The sequence below is a fragment of the Hymenobacter coalescens genome (genome assembly GCF_054783195.1).
Map to the genome: position 1 here is coordinate 55,884 of NZ_BAAGRA010000025.1, position 20,331 is coordinate 76,214.

Genomic DNA, 20,331 nt, shown 5'->3' on the forward strand with positions numbered 1-20,331 from the left:
TTACGCAGACGGCCGGCCCCTCGTTCCGTCGGCGCCGCCGCACGGGCTACTTCGCGTCGTGGTGGGCACACCACCCCTGGTTTGCGTACACGAACCTTCCCAACCGTAGCTGCCATGCTGACCCGCCCGATTCCGGCCAGCCAAGAGCCCTTGCCCGTCATCGGGCTGGGCACCTGGCAAACCTTTGATGCGCCCGCGCCGGCCGCGCCGCCGGCCCTGCGCGAGACGCTGCAGACCCTGCGCGCCCACGGCGGCGCGGTCATCGATTCCTCCCCGATGTACGGCCGGTCCGAGGAGGTCGTCGGAGCCCTTGCGGCCCAGCTGCCCGCACCCGAAGCGTACTTCTACGCCACCAAAGTCTGGACGCAGGGCCGGCAGGCGGGCATCGCGCAGATGGAAGCCTCGCTGCGCAAGCTCCGCCGCCCCTCCTTGGACCTGCTGCAGGTGCACAACCTGGTGGACTGGCAAACCCACCTGCCCACCCTGCGCGAATGGCAGCAGGCCGGCCGGGTGCGCTACCTCGGCATCACGCACTACACCGACGGCATGCACGCGGAGCTGGAGCGGGTACTGCGCGCCGCGCCCTGGGACTTCGTGCAGTTCAACTACTCCCTCGACGACCGCCACGCCGAGCAGCGGCTGCTGCCCGCCGCGGCCGCGCTCGGCGTGGCTACCCTCATCAACCGGCCCTTCGGCGAAGGACGGCTGCTGCGGCGCCTGCACGGCCGGCCCCTGCCCGCGTGGGCCGCCGAGTGGGGCATCACCAGTTGGCCGCAGCTGCTACTCAAGTTTTTGCTGGGGCACCCGGCCGTGACGTGCGTGATTCCCGGCACCGGCAACCCCGCGCACCTGGCCGACAACCTGCGCGCCGCCGAAGGCGAGCTGCCGGACGCCGCGTTGCGGGAAAAGATGGTCGCGTACGTGCGCGGGCTGTAGGCAGAGCTGTTCGCTGCAACGGCGCCTCTTCGCGCTCTGTCGCGCGGGCTTGCCCGAAAAGCCGAAACCTGCGCCAGCAGCAAGTTGCTCGGGGCAGGACGGGCGCAGTGGTTCACAACGGGCCAGCACCACCTTCAGCGCACGGCTTTTTCCTGAGTGCCCGGTTCCGCGGCCTACTTTTGCCGCTTTGCTTCAAATCAACTTTCCAATGACCCTGACCTGGACCACCAAGCCTTACCAAGACCTTACCCTCGCCGAGCTTTACGCCCTGCTGCAATTGCGCAGCGAGGTGTTCGTGGTGGAGCAGCAGTGCGCCTTCCAGGACATCGACGGCCAGGACCAGGCCGCTTATCACCTGCTGGGCTACACCGCCACGGGCGAGCTGGCGGCCTATGCCCGGCTGTTCGCGGCGGGCATCAGCTACGCCGAGGTGAGCATCGGGCGGGTGGTAGCCTCGCCGCGCTACCGCCGCTACGGCTTCGGCCGGGAGCTGATGCGCCGGGCCATCGGGCAGTGCGAAGCGCTGTTTGGCCGGCAGCCCATCCGCATCGGGGCGCAGCTGTACCTGAAAGCGTTTTACGAAAGCTTTGGCTTCCGGCAGCAGGGCGAAGGCTACCTCGAAGACGGCATTCCGCACATCTATATGCTCCGCGCCTAGACGGCCGCGCGGGTGCCGCCCAACCGGCTTGGTAACACAGGCTTAACGCTGCCGACACGTTGAAGTAACAGTTGATGGCTCTCTTTGTATCAGAGTTATCATTGCATGAAAAAACTGTTAAGCAGCCTGCTGCTGCTGGCTTCGCCGGCCCTCGGACAAGCCCCCGCCGACTCGACCAAAAGCCCGGCATTGCAGCGGCTGCTAGCCTCCGCTACCGCCTCCCGAACGCCAGCGGAGGCCGCCAAAAAACCGTGGTACGAGGCCGTGTCGATTCGCGGGTACATGCAGGTGCGCTACAACCGCCTGCTGGAAACCAACCCCGCGCTGAAGTGCGAGCAGTGCGATAGGTCCTGGGGCGACAACGGCGGCATTTCCTTTCGGCGCATTCGCCTGATCGTGTTCGGGCAGCTGCACCCGCGGGTATACTTCTACCTGCAGCCCGATTTTGCCAGCACGCCCGGCGGCAGCAGCACCGGGCAGTTTGCCCAGGTCCGCGACGCGTACTTCGACATCGGCCTTGACGCTCAAAGCCGTTTTCGGGTGCGCCTAGGCCAGAGCAAGGTGCCCTACGGCTTCGAGAACATGCAATCGAGCCAGCAGCGCCTGGCCCTGGACCGCAACGACGCGCTGAACAGCGCCGTGGCCAACGAGCGGGACCTGGGCGCGTTCGTGTACTGGGCCCCCACGAAAGTGCGCCAGCGCTTCGCGGCCCTGGTCAACGACGGGCTGAAGGGCTCCGGTGACTACGGCGTGGTGGCCGTGGGCGTGTTCAACGGGCAGGGCGCCAACCGCTCGGAGCAGAACAACGGTCAGCACGTGGTGGCCCGCGTGAGCTACCCCTTCGTGGTGGGGCGTCAGATCATCGAGCCGGGCGTGCAGGCTTACTCGGGCCGCTACACGCTGGGCACCGATCAGCTCTCGAGGGGCGTGAAGCACCGCCCCGACCTGAACTACCTCGACCAGCGCGCCGCGGCGTCGCTGGTGCTCTACCCCCAACCGTTTGGCCTGCAGGCGGAGTACAACGTGGGCCGCGGACCGGAATTCAACCCCGCCACCGACAGCATCGAAACGCGCCGCCTGCACGGCGGCTACGCCACGCTCACCTACCGCGCCCGCCTGGGCGGCCAGCAGTTTTACCCCTTCGTGCGCGGCCAGTTTTACCAAGGGGGCAAAAAGCACGAGCGGGATGCCCGCAGCTACCAGGTGCGGGAGCTGGAGTTGGGCCTGGAATGGCAGCCGCTGAAATTCCTGGAACTGGTGCCGATGTACACGCTTTCCTCCCGTCGCTTCGAGGACCTGCAGAGCAAGGGCAACCGGCAGCGCGGCGGCCTGCTGCGCCTGCAGGCGCAGCTGAATTTCTGAGTAGCTCAGTTTTGATGAAACGACCCGGTTTCGGGTCGGCGGGCCGTACCCGCAAGTGGCCAGCGGGAAGCTGACGCGCAGCCGTGTGCTAGCCTTGGGGCAGCCACCGGCCAGCCGCCACCCCAAGGTCGCTAGCTTTTGCGGGCGTGGAAGTACGTGGCGGTAAGCTGCGCGCCGCGGTTGCGTCGGATACGGGTGTTGTTGCTGTCCGGGCGGTGCATGTCGTGCAGGCCCAGGCCGTAGCCCAGCTGTACCTGCCAAGGGCCGCGCGCGTAACCCAGGCCGAAATTCAGGCCCGCATCCCAGCGCACGGCGGCAGCGGACTTCGCGTACGCCGATTGGCGGATGGCGCGGTGGGTCGTGGGCGTGACTTCGGTGAAGGAGCCGCGGTCGATTTCTGTGTAGCTCGCCTCTGAACCCCGCTCCTCCCCGCCCAGCAGGGCCGCCGCGTACGGGCCGCCAAACAACTGCAAGCCCGTACGCCCCGGCAACGAGTACACCGCGTGCATGGGCAGTTCCAGCCACTGGTAGCGCAGGGTGCTATTGGCTTCGAGGTGGGTCCAGCCGGCGGCACCCTGGGCCACGCTCGCGCTGCGCAGCTTCGCCCCCTTCTGCGTCACCAGCAGGGCCGGCTGCAGCGCCAGGCACGGGCTCAGCCGGGCTTCGAGTACTGCTCCGGCTTGCCAGCTGTAGAGCGGCGTCGTACGGCCTTGGTAGCTGGATTCGGGCCCCACGGGCTGGTTGTGCAGGGTCACATCGGCCTGGTTGAGTCCGGCCCGTACCCCAAGGCGCACCGGGCGGCTGGGCGGCTGGGCCCAGGCGGCTGTGGCCGGTAAATATCCGGCTGCCCAGATAGTAGCAGTAAAAACAGAGTTCATGCAGAAAGTGGAAATAAGGTGAACCTGGCGACGAGCCCCAAACCGGCGACCAGGTTGCATGCGCCTCCCTATCCGCCTTCGGACGCCTGGCCGGTGCCTCCGGCCCGTACGCACGTTCGGCTAAGCATCTATCCGACAACCTGATCGGCGTTTGGGCAGTACCTCAGAATCGTCGCCTTATGCTCCGAGTCATGAACCCATCTTCCGACCCCGATTCCTTTTCAGTTTCCGCTGTCGGCCGGCGGCAGTTTATTCGCTCCACGGCCCTTGCGCTGGGCGGCACACTGTTGGGTGCCCACGCCCTGGCGCGGCCGCTGGACTGGCTGACTATCGAACCCGGCTTCGGCGAAGCCAGCCTAGCCGCGCTGCAGCAGGGGCGCAAGCTGGGCGTGGCGCTGGTGGGCCTGGGCAAATACAGCGGCGGCCAGCTGGCGCCGGCGCTGCAGCAAACCCAGCTGTGCCGCCTCACGGGCATCGTGACGGGTACGTCGGCCAAGGCCACGCGGTGGCAGCAGCAGTACGGCCTTGCGGCCCGCAGCACGTACGATTACAAAACCTTCGACCGCATCGCCGACAACCCCGACATCGACATCGTGTACATCGTGCTGCCCAACGCGCTGCACGCCGAATACACGGTGCGCGCCCTGCAGGCCGGCAAGCACGTCATCTGCGAGAAGCCCATGGCTACCACCGTGGCCGATGCCCAGCGCATGATTCAGGCCAGTCAGCAGGCCGGCAAAAAGCTCAGCATCGGTTACCGCCTGCATTTCGAGCCCCACCACCGCGAGGTGATGCGCCTGGGCCAGCAGCAGGCCTACGGCCCGGTGCAGCGCCTGCTGGCCGACAACGGCTTCCGCTTCAACAACGACACGCCCTGGCGCGTGGACCGCACGCTCAGCGGCGGCGGCCCGCTCATGGACATGGGCATCTACTGCCTGCAAGGCGCCCTCTACACCAAGGGGCAGGTGCCGGTATCCGTCACGGCCAAGTTTGCGCCCAACACCAACAAGCAGCTCTTCCGGGAAGTAGAGCCCGGGGTCGATTGGCAGCTGCAATTTGCCGACGGCGCGGTGGCCGATTGCCGCACCAGCTACGCGGAGAACATGAACAGCCGCCTGCGCGCCGAGGCGGCCAAGGGCTGGTTTGAGCTGCAGCCGGCCTTCGGCTACGGCGGTATTGAGGGGCGCAGCAGCCAAGGACCGATGAACATCCGGAACGTGAACCAGCAGGCCGCGCAGATGGACGACTTCGCCGACTGCGTGCTCAACGACAAGCCCACCCGCGTGCCCGGCGAAATGGGCCTGCGCGACGTGCAGCTGCTGCTGGCCATCTACCGCGCCGCCGAAACCGGCCAGAAAGTACCGACCAAGGACGTGAAGCTGGTGCTGGATAAGGCCGGCGGCAAAGGCTAATCCCACCTGCCGCCGCGGGCCTGCTGATCTAGAACGTGTTTAGCTTCAGCTCAGCATGGCTACAATCTAAAACCCAATACGCCTTTAACGCGAAGGGCAGCCCCCGATTCGGAGGCTGCCCTTCGCGGCTGCGGACGCAGAGCCGACAGTTATTCGCTGCTCCGGTCGCGGACCTTCTTCTTTTCCTCCTTGGCCGCCTTCTTTTCCTTGGCGGTTTTGGTGGGCTCTTTCTTTTTTTCCTTGCGGGCGTCTTGGGCCTTAGCCATGGTGAGGAAGCAATTAGGAATGAATAAACGCAGTGGTTCTAACGACCACGCGGCCCTCGTTGTTGCCCGGGCCGCCAGGGCGAACGAGGTGGCTAGTTACGGCAAAATCCCGGGTTTGCACCAGGAAGCCGCTGGCTTCAGGCCCATGCCCCGCTCCCCGCTTTCTTGCATCCCGACTCTTTCGTGCGGGGCAATCGGGCGAGACCAGTGGCCCCGCCGCCGGCGCTGCGCGCCGGGTAAGCCGGGCAGGCCGGCCGCTTCCGAGGCGGAAACCAGCGCGGCTCAACCCACGCCGGGGTTGCTGCGTTGAGCTAAAAGGTTTTCTGCCGGGCCGCCGTGCTGCCCGGGCCGATTGTTCATCCTCAACCTTCCTCCCTGCCATGGTACATCCGCACACCGTAGTCGGCGCCTTCAGCACCGTCGAGGCGGCCCAGCGCGCCGCCGATCAGCTCACCCAGAACGGCTTCGCGCCCGACTGCGTGGAGGTATCGGACCACGATACAACCACGACCGAAAACCCAACCGGGGAGTTTCCCGAAAACGACGGCTTTCACCACCTGATCATGGCCATTTTCGGTCCGCCGGCCAACAGCAGCGCCCCGCGCTACGACGCGCGGCGCCACGGCTTCGTGGCGGCCCACGTCGATACGTACCTGGAAGCCGAACGCGCCCGCGACCTGCTCGACCACGCCGGCGCCGTGGACGTGCACGAAATCGGCATCGGCCACCGCGGCGCCCTGGCCGACACGCCCCAGGACGCGGCCCTGCGCCCCCAGCGCAGCCGCATTCTGGAGCGGCGCCCGGGCCAGCCGCCCCGCCCCCTGTAAGCCCCGGGCTTTCAGTCCGGCACATGCAGCGTGGGCCCCACCGGCCCGCGCTGCTTTTTTATGGGTTGGCACTTTTCCAGCGCCCGATTGCCTGATTCGACCAAGCGTGTGCTGTATCTTTGAGCCTATTCCGCTCCTTACCCGCGTTTTCCAACCCCGAAACGCACCCATTGCCCCGCCTCTTTTCTGCCGTCTGCTCATGGCCGACCTCGCCACTCAGCTCAACTACCAGCACCTGTTTCGCTCGCTCGCGGATAATTTCCTCATCATCGCTCCGGATGCGGACGCCACCATTCTCGACGACACCGACCGCCACGCGGCGGTGGCTATGAAAAGCCGCGCCGAAGTGGTTGGCAAGCCCTTCTTTGAGGCGTACCCCGCCGCCGATCAAAACCAGGCGGACATCATCAAGGCCTCGCACGAGCACGTGCGCCGCCACAAGGAGGCCCACACCATGCCGCTGATCCGCTACGACCTGGAGCGGCCCGTCGCGCAGGGCGGCGGCCTGGAGGAGCGCTACTGGCAGGCCACCCACTACCCCGTCCTCGACGAGCAGGGCGCGTTGCTTTACATCGTGCAGCGCACCCAGGACGTGACCGAGCAACACCTGGCCGAGCTGAACCGCCAGCGCATGCAGCAGGAGTTGACCGAAAGCCAGGAGCGTGCCCGCTTTACCCTGGAAGCGCTGCCGATGATGGTGTGGACCACCTCGCCCAGCGGTGAGGTGGATTACTTTAATCAGCGGTGGCAGCAGTACACGGGCAAGTCGATGGCTCAGCTGCTGGACCACGCCTGGGCCGAAGACCTGCACCCGGACGACCGGGACCGGGTGTTGCAAACCTGGCTGCAGGCCGTGAAGGCCGGCACAGAGTCGCAGCAGGAATACCGTTTGCGCCGCCACGACGGGCACTACCGCTGGCAGCTGGCCCGCGGCGTACCCCGCCGCAATGCCGAGGGCCAGATTACCATGTGGGTGGGCGGCGCCATCGACATCCACGACCAGAAACAAATGGTGCAGGAGCTGCTCGACTCCAACGAGCAGCAGGCCGTGCTGTCGGACCAGGCCTACCAAGCCTACCAACTGGCCGAAAGCCAGCGCGAAACCTTCCACAACCTGCTCATGCAGGCCCCGGCGCTGATCTGCATCCTGCGCGGCCCCGAGCACCGCTTCGATTTCGTCAACCCGCGCTACCAGCAGCTGTTCCGCGGGCGCCTGCTCATGGGCCGCCCGGTAGTGGAAGCCCTGCCGGAGGTGGTGGACCAAGGCTTCGTGGAGCTGCTCAACAAGGTGTACGAGACCGGCGAAGCGTTTCACGGCAACGAGCTCCTGATCATGTTGGAACAGGAAAACGGCGGCGAGGCCCGGCAGGCGTACCTGAACTTCACGTACCAACTTTTCTACGAAGGCGGCCAGAAGGCTGGCATTACGGTCTTTGCCTACGAGGTAACGGACCTGGTGCTGGCCCGCAAGACGCTCGAACGGCTCAACAGCGCCACCCGCTAATCCTTCCCGTTTTCGGCCACGGCTTTCGCGCCTATCCCCTTCGCCATGAACCTCACCAACCTGGATTTTCAGCAAGCCAGGATCAAGCAGGTGCTCTTCAAGTCCCGGCTGCGCAGCGTGCTCTACGGCGTGCGCGAGGCCGACGATTCCTTGTTTTCACTTCGCGACAACCCCATGGGCCAGTGGCTCAACGAGGTAATTAAGCCCCAGTACGGTAGCCGCCCCGAAGTTTACGAGCTGGAGCGGGCCCTGCAGCGCATGCTCGACGCCGGTCAGGCCCTGGTGACGCAGTACCGCCGGGGCCAGATCGAGGAGGCCCGCACCGGCCTCGACCAGGTGGACGTGCACGCCCAGCGCATCGAACTGCTGCTGCAGTCGCTGGAGCGGGTAGCCCCGGCCGCCTGAGGTGGCGGCCAATGCGTTGAAAATCGGCGAAATGGACGACCAACTGCCCCGCGCTTCTTACTTTGCGGTGCGCCCGACCTGCGGACCCGGCCCGCGCGGCTTGCTTAGCAGAATGCTGCCATGATCATCTACGGCCACAACTCCACTCACCTGCGCTCCGGCCCCGTGCCCGCGGCCTGCTGCCCGGCCTGCGGTACGCCGGAGTCGCTGCGCATGAGCGTGTTTGGGCGCTACGCCCACGTGTACTGGATACCGCTGTTTGGCATCGGCAAAACGGGCGGCGTGCAGTGCGGGCGCTGCCGCTGCGCCCTGCGCCACGATGAGCTGCCCGAGCCGCTGCAGCCGCATTTCAGCGCGCTGAAGGCCCGCACCCACGCCCCGCTGTGGCACTTCGCGGGGCTGCTGCTGCTGGGCCTGGCCGCGCTGGGCAGCCCGGCCGTCGACGCCTGGCAACATCACCGCGACGAGCAGCGGCTGGCCCACCCCCACGTCGGCGACGTGTACTACATCCGGGCCGAGGAGCCGGGCTACTACACCCTGCTGAAGGTGGTGGAGGTCAACGGCAACAGCGTGCGGCTGCGCTCCAACCACTACGAAACCGACCTGGAGGCAGAAGTCGACGACCTGGACCTGCCCAAAAACTACGACGCGGAGCCCTTCGACCTGACGCAGTTCGATCTGCAGATCATGCAGCAGCAGCAGGAGTTGCTGGCGGTGGTGCGGACGCAGTAGCCGGGCCGAAGCGGCTTCAGGCGCCGCAAAGCGGGCAGTTGCAAGTCGAAAACGGACCATTTCGGTGGCCACCGGGCGGGGCTGTGCCACCCTCGCTCGCCGCGCGCCGTATGTTTGTCCTTTCGTTGTGTTGCCTATGATGCCCTCCCGTTTCTGGCCGGTGCTGCTCAGCAGCCTGTGCCTGCCCCTGGCCCTAGCGGCCCAGTCTCTCTCCGTCGATAAGCCCGTGGCTTCGGCCCTGAAGAAGGTGAAGCCCGACGCTATCAAAGCCCACATTCAGTACCTGGCCGACGACAAGCTGCGCGGCCGGCAGCCCGGCACCCCCGGCTACCAGATGGCCGTCGACTACGTCACGCAGCAGCTGAAGTCCTTCGGCGTGCAGCCCGCCGGCGACGGCGGCACCTTCGTGCAGCAGGTACGCCTGCGCCGCGCCACCGTGAAGGCCGACCCGCTGCTGGTGGTGCGCGAGGAAAAGGCCGTGCCCACGCCGCTGGTGGCGGGGCAGGATTACGTGTTCTACCCCAACCCGGAGGCGCCCGCCGTACAGGAAGAAGCCCCGCTGGTGTTTGCCGGCTACGGCATCACCGCCCCGGAGCTGAATTACGACGACTACAAGGGCGTCGATGCCAACGGCAAGTTCGTGGTGGTGGTGCGCGGCGCGCCCAAAGCGTTTCCGTCTACCGTGGCCGCTGCCAGCCAGGACCTGCTGATGGTGATGCAGAACGCGGCCCGCCACGGCGCCCTGGGCGTGATAGTGGCCAATCCCAACCCCAAAGCCGCGCTGCCCAACCTGCGGCGCGGCGCTTACAGCGTGCTGGGGGCCAATGCCCGAGTGGCCGCTTCGCGCACCTACGCCCCCGGCACCGGCCTGCGCCTGCTGGCGGCCGTGAATGCGGCTACCATGCAACGCTTCTTCGCCGCGGCAGCGGCCGACACCGGCCGTACCATGGCTGCGCTGCGGGCGGGCCAGCCGGCTCCGGTAGCCCTGCGCACCCACGTGCGCGCCACCTTCGGCACCACGTACCAGGATTTCGACTCCTACAACGTGGTGGGGCAGATTACGGGCTCCGATGAGCGGCTCAGCAAGGAATACGTGGTGCACTCGGCCCACCTCGACCACCTCGGCGTGGCGGCGGCCGTCAAGGGCGACTCGATCTACAACGGCGCCCACGACAACGCCTCGGGAGTAGCGTCGGTGCTGGAAATTGCCCGCCTGTACTCGCAGCTGAAGCAGAAGCCCAAGCGCTCCATCCTGCTGGTGCTCCAGACCGGCGAAGAGCTGGGCCTGCTCGGCTCGGCGTACTTTGCCTCGCACCCCACGGTGCCGAAGGAGAGGATTGTGGCCGACGTGAACACGGACATGCCCACCATCATTGCCCCGCTGCTCTCGGTGGTGCCGCTCGGGGCGCAGCACTCCTCGCTGAGCGGGCCGGTGAAGCGCGCCGCCGCCTACCTCGATCTGACGGTGGAAGAAGACCCGGAGCCCGAGCAGAACCGCTTCATTCGCTCCGATCAGTACAGCTTCGTGATGCAGGGCATTCCGGCGCTGCACATCAAATACGGCAACAAGACCAAGGACGGCAAAAACAACTTGAGCGAGCTGGTGCAGAAGTGGCGGGCCGAAACCTACCACAAGCCGCAGGACGACCTCAACGGCCTGTTCGACTTTGAGGCCGGCAAAAAGTACGTGCAGCTGAACTTCCTCATCGGCTACCAGGTGGCCAACGACCCGCAGCGTCCCACCTGGAATAAGGGCGACTTTTTCGGTGGCCGGTTTGGCGGCAAACGCTGAGCCGCGCGGCAGCGCCCCCGGCAAATAACCACCATGGCGAAGGCCTCGGGCACAGTGCCCGAGGCCTTCTGCGTTGTTAAGCCGGCAGCGCTACTCCACTACGTAGCGCTGCCGGTGCCGCGCCTTGTGGGTGTTCAGGCTGATGCCAGCCTCCACGTAGCCGATGGTACCGCGCAGCTGCGCGTCGTGGCGGGCCGTGGCGGCGCGCAGCCCGGCCCGCAGGTGCAGCGTTTCCGTGGCCGGGTACAGCGGGTGGTCATTGCCGACGGGCCCGATCCTGGCGTCGAGCAGCAGGCCGCCGGTGACGGGCTGGCGAAACGTCATGGCAATGTGCTCCTGCGGGTTGCTGGGTCGGTCTGGGCCTGGTCGCTGACGTGCAGGTGGCTCAGGCCGGCAGCAGCTCGGTATCCGCGTAAAGCTCCGCTGTTGCCGGTGGTCATGCGTCCCGGCCGAATCGCCCCCCCGGCCCCTGGTCCGCCGGGGTGGTTCAAGGCAGGTACGGGGCCCAAGCCGGCCTCACATATTCGGGTGAATTTAGCCTCGCTTGAGTCCACGGTGGCTGAAATGAAAAGTCATATCCTCACAAAAGTCTGCATCCCATTCACCCGCATGTTTAGGTTGGCGACAATGCCCATTTTACAGTAATAAGCTGGCAAAAAGCCATTTCAGCCCCCTTGTCCTCTTCCAGCCGATGCTTTCCAATGATGATGCTCACCCAGGTGTGAAAAGTCAGACGTCAGGCACGATTAGCAATGTAATTTCAGGCTGAATTCAGCAGCTTTGGTTATCGATTTCGTCGCCGGCCATGAGCACCCCCAACTTCTACCACCACATCCACCAAACCCTGCACCGCGAGGCGGACCAGGTGTTGCTGGTGTGGCCGGGGGCACAGCATTCGGACGCCGCGGCCACCTTCACGGGGCAGGCTCTGGCCGGCCGCATCGGGGCGTTTCAGCAACTGCTGCTGGCGCGCGGGGTGCAAGCCGGTGAGTCGGTGGTGCTGGCGCTGCCGGTGGGCCCGGAGCTGATCTGCGGCCTGCTGGCCGTGATGGGCCTGGGGGCGGTGCCGGTGCTGCCGCCGGCCGGGGTTTCAACGTCCGGCCTTATGCGCTTGCTGCGGCGCGGTGGCATTCGGGCGGCGCTGGTGCCCGCTTCGGCGGCACGGCGCTACGGCTGGCTAACCCGCGCCGTAGGACTATGCTTGCTAGGTGCTCCGGCCCCGACCGCTTCGGGCGTACCACAAACGCCGCGCGCCGTGCCGGCCGGGCAGCCGGCGCTGGTGTCGCACAGCTCCGGCTCCACGGGCCAGGCCAAGGCCATTCGCCGCAGCCACGCCGTGCTCACGGCCCAGCACGAGGTGCTCAAGCAGGTGTTTCCACCCTGGACGGGGCAGCGCGACTTCCCGCTGTTTCCCAACATCCTGCTGCACAACCTTTCCATCGGCGCCGTCAGCGTGCTGCCCGATGTACCCTGGGGCCAGCTCGCCGACTTCGACCCGGCCCGCGTGGTGCACCAGCTGCAGGCTGCCGGCGTAGAGACGCTGACCGGCAATGTATTCTACTTCACACGCCTCTGGCGCCACCTGCAGCGGCACCCCACGACGCTGCCGGCGGTGAGGGCCGTGGGCGTGGGCGGCTCGCCTGTGCCCGAGCTGCTGCTGAGCGGTTTGCAGGCGTGCTTTCCGCAGGCGGCCATTTACGGCATCTACGGCTCGTCGGAAGCCGAGCCCATTGCCGTGCGCCGCTTCGACGCCCGGCAGCCCCACGACCCGCGCCTGGGTTACTGCGTGGGGCCGGTGGTAGCCGGGCTGCACTGCCGGCTGCGCGCCGACGGCGGCGCGGTGCAGCTGCCCGACGGCCGCCACTTCGCCACCGGCGAAATCACCGTGCGCGGTGCCCACGTGGCGGCGGAGCCGGGCGGCTGGCTCCATACCGGCGACTTCGGCTACTTCGACGAGCACCAGCAGCTGTGGCTGACCGCCCGTCAGGGCAACGCGGCCACCCAACACGGCGTGCAGCATTACCAGCTGGAGCACGTGCTGCAGCACCTGCCGGGCGTGACGCGCGCCGCCGCCCGGGCCACGCCCACGGGCTTCACCGTGTACGTGCAGGGGCCAGTGAGCCCGGCGGCCGTGGCCGAAGCCCTGCACACGCAATTTCCGCTGGGCGTGTGCAACCGGATTGAACAGCGCGAGCATCTGCCCGTGGATAGCCGCCACCTCTCCAAGATCCTCTACGACCACTTGCGTTAAGCGCCACACACCGATGCATTCCGAATTCTACAACGTCGACCTGGACCGCCTGCGCTACTCGCTGGTGTGGGAAAGCAGCCACACGCTGGCCGCGGCCCTGGATATCCAGCCCACCGACGAAGCCCTGATCATCTGCTCGGCCGGCTGCAACGCGCTCAACGCCCTGCTGCTCGGCGCGCGGCGCGTGACGGCCATCGACCTGAACCCGGTACAGCTGCACCTGCTGGAGCTGAAGCGCTACCTCATCCTGCACCACGAGCACCGCGTGCTGCGCGCCCTGCTCGGTCTCGACGGCGCGGCGGCCGTGCTGCCTACCTGGCAGCAGCTGGAGCCCACGTTGCCCACCGAGCTGCGCGCCTACTGGGCGCCGTTCTTCGAAAGCCATCCGAGCGGGATTCTGCCGGCGGGCAAGCTGGAGAGCTACTTGCTGGGCTTTGTGCCCACGTTGAGCCCGGAGCTGCAGCAGCGTCTGCACCGGCTCGTCGCCTTCGACACGGTGGCGGAGCAGTACCGCTGGTTTCGGGAGCAGCTGCACGGCACGGCCTTCGAAACGCAGTTTGTGCGCTACTTCGACGAGGCCAACCTGAGCCGCGGGCGCGACCCGAAGCTGTTCAAGTACGCCGCCGAATCGGGCGGGCAAGCCTTTTACCAGCGCCTGGAGCAGCAGCTGGCCACCGAGCTGGTGCGCGACAACTTCTTCTTCCGCTTTTTCTTTTTCGGCCCCGAAGGCCTGCCCGAAGCCATTCTGCCGCCCTGCTACCAGGCGCGCCACTTCACGCGGCTGCGCGGGCGCCTGGGCCGCCTCACGGTGGTGCAGGCCGAAGCCGCGGAGTACCTGCTCTCGGAGGCCGGCCGGCGCATCACCAAGGCCAGCCTTTCCAACATCTTCGAGTACGTGAGCCCCGCCGAGTTTGGCCGGGTGCGCGCGGCCTTGCTGGCCCGGGCCGGGACGCACCCGCTGCGGGCGGTGTACTGGAATCTGCTCCAGGCGCAGGGCGCCGAGCCGACCGCAGCGGCTCCCCACGCTTCGGCCCTTACCCCGCCGCTGGCCCAGCCTCCCGGCGGCTGCTTTTACTTCCGCGACGTGCGCGTGCTCGATACGCGCCGCCTTCCTGCTTCTTCCCGTGGTCTTTTGCCCGTTTCCCCCGCCTATGCATAGCCCCGACTACTACTGCTCGCGCCTGTTCGTGGAAAGCCTGATGCGCGCCCACGCCCCCCAGCGCCAATTGCGCGTGCTCGACGTGCAACCCCTGGCCGTGGACAGCTCCGCCAGCATTCTGGCCGTGCTCACCGCCGGCCAGACCAAGCGCCCGGTGGGGCATTTCGGCCTGGCCGTCACCTTTGAGGCCGACGGGGAGCCGGCGCGCACTGAGCGCATGGTGCTCAAGCTCAAGCCTCCCGGCCACGAAGTATCGGGCATGCTGATGGGGCTGGCGCAGGCCTGCGGGGGCGAGCTGGCCCAGGTGTACCCGGCCTTCGGGGCGCGCAGCGGCTTTCAGCACACCCACCACCGCGAGCTGGCGCTGTACGCCCACCACGCGGCGCCGCTGATGCCGCGCATCTGGGGCCTGCACCAAGACGACGACCACGAGGAAGTGTACGCCATTCTGATGGAGTACCTCGGCGACGAGGTAGAACTGCTGAACTCCGTGATGCAGCCCGAGGCCTGGACCGATGCCCACCTGCGCGCCGCGCTCGACCAGCTGGCCGAGTGGCATGCCCGGCACCTGGTGCCCGCCAATGCCACCGACCGCATTCCGGCCTGGCCCGACCTGCCTTCCGAGGCCTACATGCAGCAGCTCACCCCCCTCTGGCAGGCCTTGCTCAGCAACGCCGCCGCGCACCACCCCGGCCTCTACGACGAAGCGCGCACCCAGCAGCTCGCCGAGGCCGTTCGCCTGCTTCCGGAGTACTGGCAAGAGCTGAGTGCGGCCCCCAAGACCCTTATTCACAACGACCTGAACCCGCGCAACACCTGCTTCCGGCGCACTGCCGACGGCCGCCTGGAGCTGTGCGCCTACGACTGGGAGCTGGCCACGTACCACGTGCCGCAGTACGACGTCATCGAGCTGCTCAGCTTCGTGCTCGACGCCGACCGCTACCACCTGCGCCCGGCGTATCTGGAGTATTACCGCCAGCAGCTGCACGCCCGCACCGGCCGCTTCGCCGACGCCGAAGGGTTTCAGCGCGTGGCCGGCCTGGCCGCGCTGGATTTCGGCCTGCACCGCCTCGGCATGTACCTGATGGCGCATACCGTGGGCCCCTACCCCTACCTGCCGCGGGTTGTCAACAGCTTCTTCGATACGCTGGCGCAGCTGCAGCCGCTGCGGCAGGTGGTGGCGTACGCGTAGTGAAACGGCCGCGGGCGCTGTGATTAGCCCGCCCCTGCTGCCGCCCGGCGGGCCCACGGATTCGGTGCCGTGGGCCCGCCGGGCTTTTACAATTCCTGCCCGAATAAGGCGTAGTGGGCCGTTTCGGCGGGCAGCCCGTCGGTGAAGTGCAGGGAAAAGTTGCCGGTGCGCATCAGGCAGAAGATGACGTCTTCGTACCGCTCCCGGAAGTGCACCATGCCGTAGGCACCCATGTACGACATGAGCCCGCGCTGGCGGTAGTCGGGGTGCACCCCCACGGTTTTGGCCAGCAGCTGCCGGCGCGTCAGCCGGGGGAAGTCCCGCTCAAACACCGGCGTCTGGCCTTCGGGTAGCTGCAGCTCGCTGTAGTTGGGGTGGCAGAAGCTGAGCGCCGCCAGCTGCCGGGTTTCCCGGTCGCGGAACAGCACGGAGGTGTAGGGGCACAGCCGCTCAGCGTACGCCCGGTTGTAGAGCAGCCGGAATTGCGCCGGCGACACGGGCCGGTAGCCGGGATTGGCGCCGAAAATGGCGTGAACCAGGTCGAATATTTCCGGTTCGTGCTGCTCCCAGGTGTCGCCGTTGAGCGGGATAAAGTCGAAGGGAATCTTTTCCAGCTCCCGCAGCAACATTTCCTTGTCGGCAAACACGGCGGGCACGTCGTCGGGGCGGATGCGCCGGCTCTCGAACGTGCTGACGGGCGCCAGGCCCAGGCCGGTGAGCAGGGCCGGGTAATACGCCGGGTTGACGGGCTCCCGGTCGAACTGTCCCCACTGCGGCGCGGGCGGCAAGCGCAGGCGGTAGGCGTGAAACGTGTTGAAGTTCAGCGGCCCAACGAGGCGCCGCCGGCCCCATTGGCGGGCATCGGCTGCCAGCGCCGCAAAGGCCTGCTGGTGGAGCGCGGCATCGTCCAGCGTTTCCCAGAAACCAAAAAACGCCTCCTCGGAATCGTGCGGAAAGATACCGACCAGCCGCAGCGTGGCGTGGTCGGTATAGACCACCAGCTCATTGCGGGTGGCTTCCTGCGCAAACAGCTCCTCGGTCAGCGCCCGGTTTTCGGCGGGGCGGAACGGCTGGTCGGCGTACACGCGGGCCGGAATAGCCCAAAACGACTCGGGTAGTTGGCCTTCGTAGGGCAGGCGGATCAGGGAGTTCATAACAAAGAAAAAACTACGCCGGAGGATGCCCGATCGATGTTTCGTAACGCGGGCTGAGTTGGGGCAAACATTAACCGACGGAAGCGGGACCGGGCGGCGGTCGTGCCCGACACCGCGCGGGGCTACAGTTGCTCGATTTCGCCGGTGCCGCCGTCCATGCGCACCTGCTGGCCGCTGCTCAGGCGGCGCGTGAGGCTGGGCACGTTGATGATGGTGGGAATGCCCAGCTCGCGCAGCAGGATGACGGAGTGCGACAGCGACGAGCCTTTCTCGATGATGACGCCGCGGCACACCGGAAACAGCGCCGCCCAGCCCGGATCGGTCCGCAGCGCGCACACGATTTTGCCCGCTACGGCCAGATTGTCCTCCGGGCTGGTCACCACGATGATTTCGCCGCTCACCTGTCCGGGGTAGCAGCCAGTACCGCGCAGGGTGCCGTCCGTCAACTCTTCCTCGGCCGCTAGCGCCACGGGCGGCGCCGGCACCGTTACGCGGCTCGGCACGTGCTGCCGGGCGTAGCGGGCAAACTCCTGCTGCCGCTCGGCCACCAGCTGCTGCAGCGGCGAGGCGCCCGTAGCGCCGGCCACCGGAACCGCGGCCGCGTCGGCCGGGCCAGCTTCTTGGGCGGCCAGCGACCCGGCGGCCGATTCGATTTCGGTTTCCGTCAGGTAAAACACGCCGCGCCCTTCGGCCAGCAGCCCGGCCGCGGCCAGCCGCTCGCCCAGCGCCAGGTACAGCGCCCGGTACATGCCGAACAGCCGCGTGCGCTCCAGCCGCAACGACTCGCGGTGGCCGATGGCGCGCTGCAGCTGCTGCAGCCGCCGCTGCAGCCGGCGGCGGCGCCAGGGGCCGTGGCCGCGCAACAGCGCCGCCACTTCGGCCTCGGCGCCGCTGAGCACAGCCTGCCCGGCCGCGTGCGTACCGAAGGTAGCCGGCGCGGGCCCCATCAGGTAATTGCGCAGGTACTGGTAAAAAATCTGCGGCCGGGTGCGCATGGTCTGCGTTTCGAGCTTCAGCTCCCCCACGGTCCGGTCGCCGAACTGGGCGATGAACGCGGCCACCTCCAGCGCAAACGCCGGGTACTGCGCCGCGACCCGAGCGGGCAAGTCCTCGGGAAAGGCCACGATGAGCTGGCGCAAGGGCTCCTGGGGCCGCACCTGCTCGGCCAGGGCCAGCAGGCGGCGGGTGGGCTGGGTGCTGGCCAGGTCCTGGTCGCCGGCCAGGTAGCGGCGCAGCAGCTCCTCGGGCTCGGGGGCGCCGAGCTGCCGCAGCAGGCGCAGGGCGCGGCCGTTGGTCATCATCACGTAGAAATCGTTGATGATGGGCGTGGTCCACTGGCTCAGCAGCTCGGCGTCGAGGCGGTGCTTTTCGGCCAGCAGCCCGGCCGTGCTCAGTTCCGCCAGCGGGCGGGCGTAGAAGCGGCGGTAGTGCTCGGCAAAGCGGGCGTGAAAGGCGCGCACGGAGCCGTCGAGGCGGGCAAAAGCGGCCAGCAGGCGACTCAGGTTCAGCAGCAGGCGCGGGGCCAGCCGGAGCTTGGCCGCCAGCGACTTTTCCTGGGTCTGCACGAAGTCGACAGGCTCCTCCAGGCCCATCATGCGTTCCATGTCGTCCTTGTTCTGCCGAAACGCGGGCAGCAGCTGCAGGCCGCGGTACCAATTGTTGATGTGGTAATACACGCGCCCCTGCACCAGCCCGAGCAGGTTGGTTACCACCGGTTCCTGGGCGGCAATCTGCCGGCCGGGCAGGCCCAGCGCGTGCATGGTCTGGCGGTACACGGTGGCGTAGGCGCGCCGGGCAAAACTGAAGGTCAGCGGCGTGGTTACCCCGCAGTAGCTTTCCTGGATGTTGGAATTGTCGTAGACCACCACCTCCGGAATGGGCTGGGTGATGGGCCGCGCCTGCACCACCCACAGCCCGCCGGCGGCGGCCACCACGAACTCCACGTCCTGCGGCCCCGCAAAGGCCTGCTCCAGGCGCTGGCCGGTGCCAAACAGCTCGGCGAGGTGCTCCGGACTCAGGCAGGGCTGGTTTTGCTGGGCCTCCGCCACGGGCTGCATTTCCAGTCCTCCGGTGGGCAGGGCCAGCAGCTGCTGATCTTTCGTGGCCAGGGTGTGGCGGTGTACCAGCCCGGTAGCTTTGCTGCAGTAAAACTCATCGGGCTGCAGCTGCCCGCTCACCAGCCCCTCGCCAAAGCCCCACACGGCGTGCACGGCCAGCTCCTGCGGGTACTCGGGAAACGTGGTGAACATCACGCCGCTGGCCACCGGCGCCACCTGGCGCTGCACGATGACGGCTGGGCGCGCGGCCAGCGGCAGCCCTTTCTGCTGCCGGTACGCCAGGGCCCGCTCGGAATAGGCGCTGGCCGCGCAACGAGCCACAGCCGCGGCCACGGCGGCCGGCGTGGTCAGGTTCAGAAAAGAGTCCATCAGGCCCGCGAAGGCGGCGTGCTGCCCGTCCTCGTCGGCCACGGAGGAGCGCACCACCACCGGCTGCTGCGGAAAGTCCCAGCGGGCGAGCGTGGCGGTCAGCTCGGCCTGCAGCGCAGCCGGCAGCTGAAACGTCAGCAGCTGCTCGCGGCGCCGGGGCGCCGCGGCTGCGTCGGCGGGCAGCGGGGCCAGCAGCGCATCAAACTCTTCGGCCGGGATGACCACAAAATCGGGTACGCGCACCCCAGCCGCCTGCAGGCGCAGCAGGCCCTGGGCTTTGCCGCCGACGGAGAGTTGCCCGGCCGGGCGCTTCAGGGAAGATAAGATCATGCAGGGTAAAGACGCCAGGTGGCGTCCCGGTCGGGGCTGAAGTTGGTTGGGACGGGGTGGCGCGGGGCTTCGGCTACGCCGCCCACACGATTTCCACGATGATGGCCACGTAGCTGGTAAGCATGAACAGCGACACGAGCAGCTCGGCCACCTTTAGGGTTTTGGCGCGCGGCTGGCGCAGGCTGAACCCGTAGGCCAGCAGCGTGGCCCCGAACAGGGCCGCCATCAGCCCGAACGGCCAGGCGCGGGCGTGCAGCAGCCGCAGCAGGTAGCCCTGCACCACGGTGCCGGCCAGCAGCACCAGCAGCACCGCCGCTATGGCCCCGGCGTAGCCCAGGGTGCGCGAGTACGAATCGACGCCGGGCCGCTCCTCGGTGGCCGGCTTGATTTTGCGGGCAATTTCGAAGGCCAGACCGCCCAGCAGACTGAGCAGCGCCAGCAGCAGCAACGGCTCGGAGAACTGCGGCCGGGCTGCGTAGGCCGTCCACAGCCAGGTGATGATCAGCGGCATGATGAGCAGGTGCGAGAGGGCGTAGAGCACCAGCCGCGGCCGGAGCCACCCGGGCACGAAAAACTCGTAGCGCATCAGCAGGCTGTAGCCCACCACCGCGGCCCAGGCCAGCAGCGTGGCCGGCCCCAGCCACAGCGACCAGGCGGCTTCCACCACCAGCCCCGTCCAAGCCAGCCGCTGCAGCTGCCCGAGCGTCACGCGCCCCGACTGGAGCACGCGCTGGGGAAAATGGACCAGATCGGAGGCGTAATCCTTGATTTCATCGAACACCCGCAGCCGGAAGAAGAAGGATATGGTGGCCAGGATGCCCGCGGCCTCGCGCGGCCCGAAGCTCAGGGCAGCCGCGGCCGGCTGGGTGGCCCGCGCCACGGCGTACACCGTCAGAAACAGGATGGCAAACAGGGCCATGTTCACGGGCGGAAACCGCTCCTGCAGGTAGGCCCACAACGCTCGACTATTCATGCCGGCAAATTAGCCGTTGGCAGCCCCATCTCGCGCATAATCCCGCTTTGGATCAGACTTTTCACCGATGCCCC

General features: G+C 67.4%; 17 protein-coding genes. 12 read left to right on the forward strand and 5 right to left on the reverse strand.

The window, feature by feature from the left end; all coding sequences use genetic code 11:
- Positions 1-114: 114 nt before the first annotated feature.
- The 3 genes from ACYVKQ_RS21510 to ACYVKQ_RS21520 all read left to right on the forward strand — a co-directional run bounded on the left by ACYVKQ_RS21510 (position 115) and on the right by ACYVKQ_RS21520 (position 2,956).
- Positions 115-936 carry an aldo/keto reductase gene (locus tag ACYVKQ_RS21510; RefSeq protein WP_460677428.1) on the forward strand — a complete coding sequence of 274 codons (822 nt, stop codon included), beginning with the start codon at positions 115-117 and terminating at the stop codon, positions 934-936.
- A gap of 208 nt (positions 937-1,144) precedes the next feature.
- The gene (locus ACYVKQ_RS21515) at positions 1,145-1,594 is read left to right on the forward strand and encodes a GNAT family N-acetyltransferase (RefSeq protein WP_460677429.1); all 450 of its coding nucleotides are present in this window, start codon (positions 1,145-1,147) and stop codon (positions 1,592-1,594) included.
- 105 nt (positions 1,595-1,699) lie between these two features.
- Positions 1,700-2,956 carry a porin gene (locus tag ACYVKQ_RS21520; RefSeq protein WP_460677430.1) on the forward strand — a complete coding sequence of 419 codons (1,257 nt, stop codon included), beginning with the start codon at positions 1,700-1,702 and terminating at the stop codon, positions 2,954-2,956.
- Positions 2,957-3,087: 131 nt separating this feature from the next.
- Here ACYVKQ_RS21520 and ACYVKQ_RS21525 read toward each other — a convergent pair whose 3' ends face one another.
- On the reverse strand, positions 3,088-3,834 hold the full coding sequence (locus tag ACYVKQ_RS21525; RefSeq protein ID WP_460677431.1) for a porin family protein: 747 nt from the start codon (positions 3,832-3,834) through the stop codon (positions 3,088-3,090).
- Between the two features lie 191 nt (positions 3,835-4,025).
- Here ACYVKQ_RS21525 and ACYVKQ_RS21530 point away from each other — a divergent pair, with 191 nt between their 5' ends.
- The 6 genes from ACYVKQ_RS21530 to ACYVKQ_RS21555 all read left to right on the forward strand — a co-directional run bounded on the left by ACYVKQ_RS21530 (position 4,026) and on the right by ACYVKQ_RS21555 (position 10,772).
- On the forward strand, positions 4,026-5,246 hold the full coding sequence (locus ACYVKQ_RS21530; protein WP_460677432.1) for a Gfo/Idh/MocA family protein: 1,221 nt from the start codon (positions 4,026-4,028) through the stop codon (positions 5,244-5,246).
- Between the two features lie 646 nt (positions 5,247-5,892).
- Positions 5,893-6,339 carry an SPOR domain-containing protein gene (locus ACYVKQ_RS21535; RefSeq protein ID WP_460677433.1) on the forward strand — a complete coding sequence of 149 codons (447 nt, stop codon included), beginning with the start codon at positions 5,893-5,895 and terminating at the stop codon, positions 6,337-6,339.
- Between the two features lie 199 nt (positions 6,340-6,538).
- Positions 6,539-7,843, forward strand: coding sequence for a PAS domain-containing protein (locus ACYVKQ_RS21540; protein ID WP_460677434.1), 1,305 nt, complete (start codon positions 6,539-6,541; stop codon positions 7,841-7,843).
- A gap of 45 nt (positions 7,844-7,888) precedes the next feature.
- Positions 7,889-8,248: a hypothetical protein gene (locus ACYVKQ_RS21545; protein WP_460677435.1), complete on the forward strand. Its 360-nt coding sequence runs from the start codon at positions 7,889-7,891 to the stop codon at positions 8,246-8,248.
- A gap of 120 nt (positions 8,249-8,368) precedes the next feature.
- On the forward strand, positions 8,369-8,980 hold the full coding sequence (locus ACYVKQ_RS21550) for a hypothetical protein (RefSeq protein ID WP_460677436.1): 612 nt from the start codon (positions 8,369-8,371) through the stop codon (positions 8,978-8,980).
- Positions 8,981-9,116: 136 nt separating this feature from the next.
- Entirely contained in the window at positions 9,117-10,772 is a 1,656-nt protein-coding gene (locus ACYVKQ_RS21555; RefSeq protein ID WP_460677437.1) for a M28 family peptidase, read from the forward strand.
- Positions 10,773-10,862: 90 nt separating this feature from the next.
- Here ACYVKQ_RS21555 and ACYVKQ_RS21560 read toward each other — a convergent pair whose 3' ends face one another.
- Positions 10,863-11,096, reverse strand: a complete 234-nt coding sequence (locus ACYVKQ_RS21560; RefSeq protein WP_460677438.1) for a hypothetical protein — start codon at positions 11,094-11,096, stop codon at positions 10,863-10,865.
- A 481-nt stretch (positions 11,097-11,577) separates the two neighbouring features.
- On the opposite strand from ACYVKQ_RS21560, the gene ACYVKQ_RS21565 reads away from it, so the two are divergent.
- The 3 genes from ACYVKQ_RS21565 to ACYVKQ_RS21575 are packed head-to-tail and all read left to right on the forward strand — an operon-like array spanning position 11,578 to position 15,374.
- Complete coding sequence (locus ACYVKQ_RS21565) at positions 11,578-13,023, forward strand: AMP-binding protein (protein WP_460677439.1); 1,446 nt, start codon at positions 11,578-11,580, stop codon at positions 13,021-13,023.
- A 13-nt stretch (positions 13,024-13,036) separates the two neighbouring features.
- A complete protein-coding gene (locus tag ACYVKQ_RS21570) occupies positions 13,037-14,182 on the forward strand; it encodes a DUF3419 family protein (RefSeq protein ID WP_460677440.1) in 1,146 nt (381 codons plus the stop codon).
- Entirely contained in the window at positions 14,175-15,374 is a 1,200-nt protein-coding gene (locus tag ACYVKQ_RS21575; RefSeq protein WP_460677441.1) for an aminoglycoside phosphotransferase family protein, read from the forward strand. The genes ACYVKQ_RS21570 and ACYVKQ_RS21575 overlap by 8 nt, the downstream gene beginning before the upstream one ends.
- Positions 15,375-15,460: 86 nt before the next feature.
- Here the strand turns inward: ACYVKQ_RS21575 and ACYVKQ_RS21580 are convergent, their stop codons facing one another.
- The 3 genes from ACYVKQ_RS21580 to ACYVKQ_RS21590 form a co-directional block, all read right to left on the reverse strand.
- Positions 15,461-16,528, reverse strand: a complete 1,068-nt coding sequence (locus ACYVKQ_RS21580) for a hypothetical protein (RefSeq protein WP_460677442.1) — start codon at positions 16,526-16,528, stop codon at positions 15,461-15,463.
- Between the two features lie 122 nt (positions 16,529-16,650).
- Positions 16,651-19,284, reverse strand: a complete 2,634-nt coding sequence (locus ACYVKQ_RS21585; RefSeq protein ID WP_460677443.1) for a PEP/pyruvate-binding domain-containing protein — start codon at positions 19,282-19,284, stop codon at positions 16,651-16,653.
- Between the two features lie 73 nt (positions 19,285-19,357).
- A complete protein-coding gene (locus tag ACYVKQ_RS21590; RefSeq protein ID WP_460677444.1) occupies positions 19,358-20,257 on the reverse strand; it encodes a UbiA prenyltransferase family protein in 900 nt (299 codons plus the stop codon).
- Positions 20,258-20,331 lie beyond the last annotated feature (74 nt).

Bases quoted from the DNA above. Each gene is read 5' to 3' on its own strand.
- ACYVKQ_RS21530 (WP_460677432.1), top strand. From the start codon at position 4,026: ATGAACCCATCTTCCGACCCCGATTCCTTTTCAGTTTCCGCTGTCGGC.
- ACYVKQ_RS21575 (WP_460677441.1), top strand. From the start codon at position 14,175: ATGCATAGCCCCGACTACTACTGCTCGCGCCTGTTCGTGGAAAGCCTG.
- ACYVKQ_RS21580 (WP_460677442.1), bottom strand. From the start codon at position 16,528: ATGAACTCCCTGATCCGCCTGCCCTACGAAGGCCAACTACCCGAGTCG.
- ACYVKQ_RS21525 (WP_460677431.1), bottom strand. From the start codon at position 3,834: ATGAACTCTGTTTTTACTGCTACTATCTGGGCAGCCGGATATTTACCG.
- ACYVKQ_RS21560 (WP_460677438.1), bottom strand. From the start codon at position 11,096: ATGACGTTTCGCCAGCCCGTCACCGGCGGCCTGCTGCTCGACGCCAGG.
- ACYVKQ_RS21545 (WP_460677435.1), top strand. From the start codon at position 7,889: ATGAACCTCACCAACCTGGATTTTCAGCAAGCCAGGATCAAGCAGGTG.
- ACYVKQ_RS21570 (WP_460677440.1), top strand. From the start codon at position 13,037: ATGCATTCCGAATTCTACAACGTCGACCTGGACCGCCTGCGCTACTCG.
- ACYVKQ_RS21540 (WP_460677434.1), top strand. From the start codon at position 6,539: ATGGCCGACCTCGCCACTCAGCTCAACTACCAGCACCTGTTTCGCTCG.
- ACYVKQ_RS21555 (WP_460677437.1), top strand. From the start codon at position 9,117: ATGATGCCCTCCCGTTTCTGGCCGGTGCTGCTCAGCAGCCTGTGCCTG.
- ACYVKQ_RS21550 (WP_460677436.1), top strand. From the start codon at position 8,369: ATGATCATCTACGGCCACAACTCCACTCACCTGCGCTCCGGCCCCGTG.
- ACYVKQ_RS21510 (WP_460677428.1), top strand. From the start codon at position 115: ATGCTGACCCGCCCGATTCCGGCCAGCCAAGAGCCCTTGCCCGTCATC.
- ACYVKQ_RS21520 (WP_460677430.1), top strand. From the start codon at position 1,700: ATGAAAAAACTGTTAAGCAGCCTGCTGCTGCTGGCTTCGCCGGCCCTC.
- ACYVKQ_RS21590 (WP_460677444.1), bottom strand. From the start codon at position 20,257: ATGAATAGTCGAGCGTTGTGGGCCTACCTGCAGGAGCGGTTTCCGCCC.
- ACYVKQ_RS21535 (WP_460677433.1), top strand. From the start codon at position 5,893: ATGGTACATCCGCACACCGTAGTCGGCGCCTTCAGCACCGTCGAGGCG.
- ACYVKQ_RS21565 (WP_460677439.1), top strand. From the start codon at position 11,578: ATGAGCACCCCCAACTTCTACCACCACATCCACCAAACCCTGCACCGC.
- ACYVKQ_RS21585 (WP_460677443.1), bottom strand. From the start codon at position 19,284: ATGATCTTATCTTCCCTGAAGCGCCCGGCCGGGCAACTCTCCGTCGGC.
- ACYVKQ_RS21515 (WP_460677429.1), top strand. From the start codon at position 1,145: ATGACCCTGACCTGGACCACCAAGCCTTACCAAGACCTTACCCTCGCC.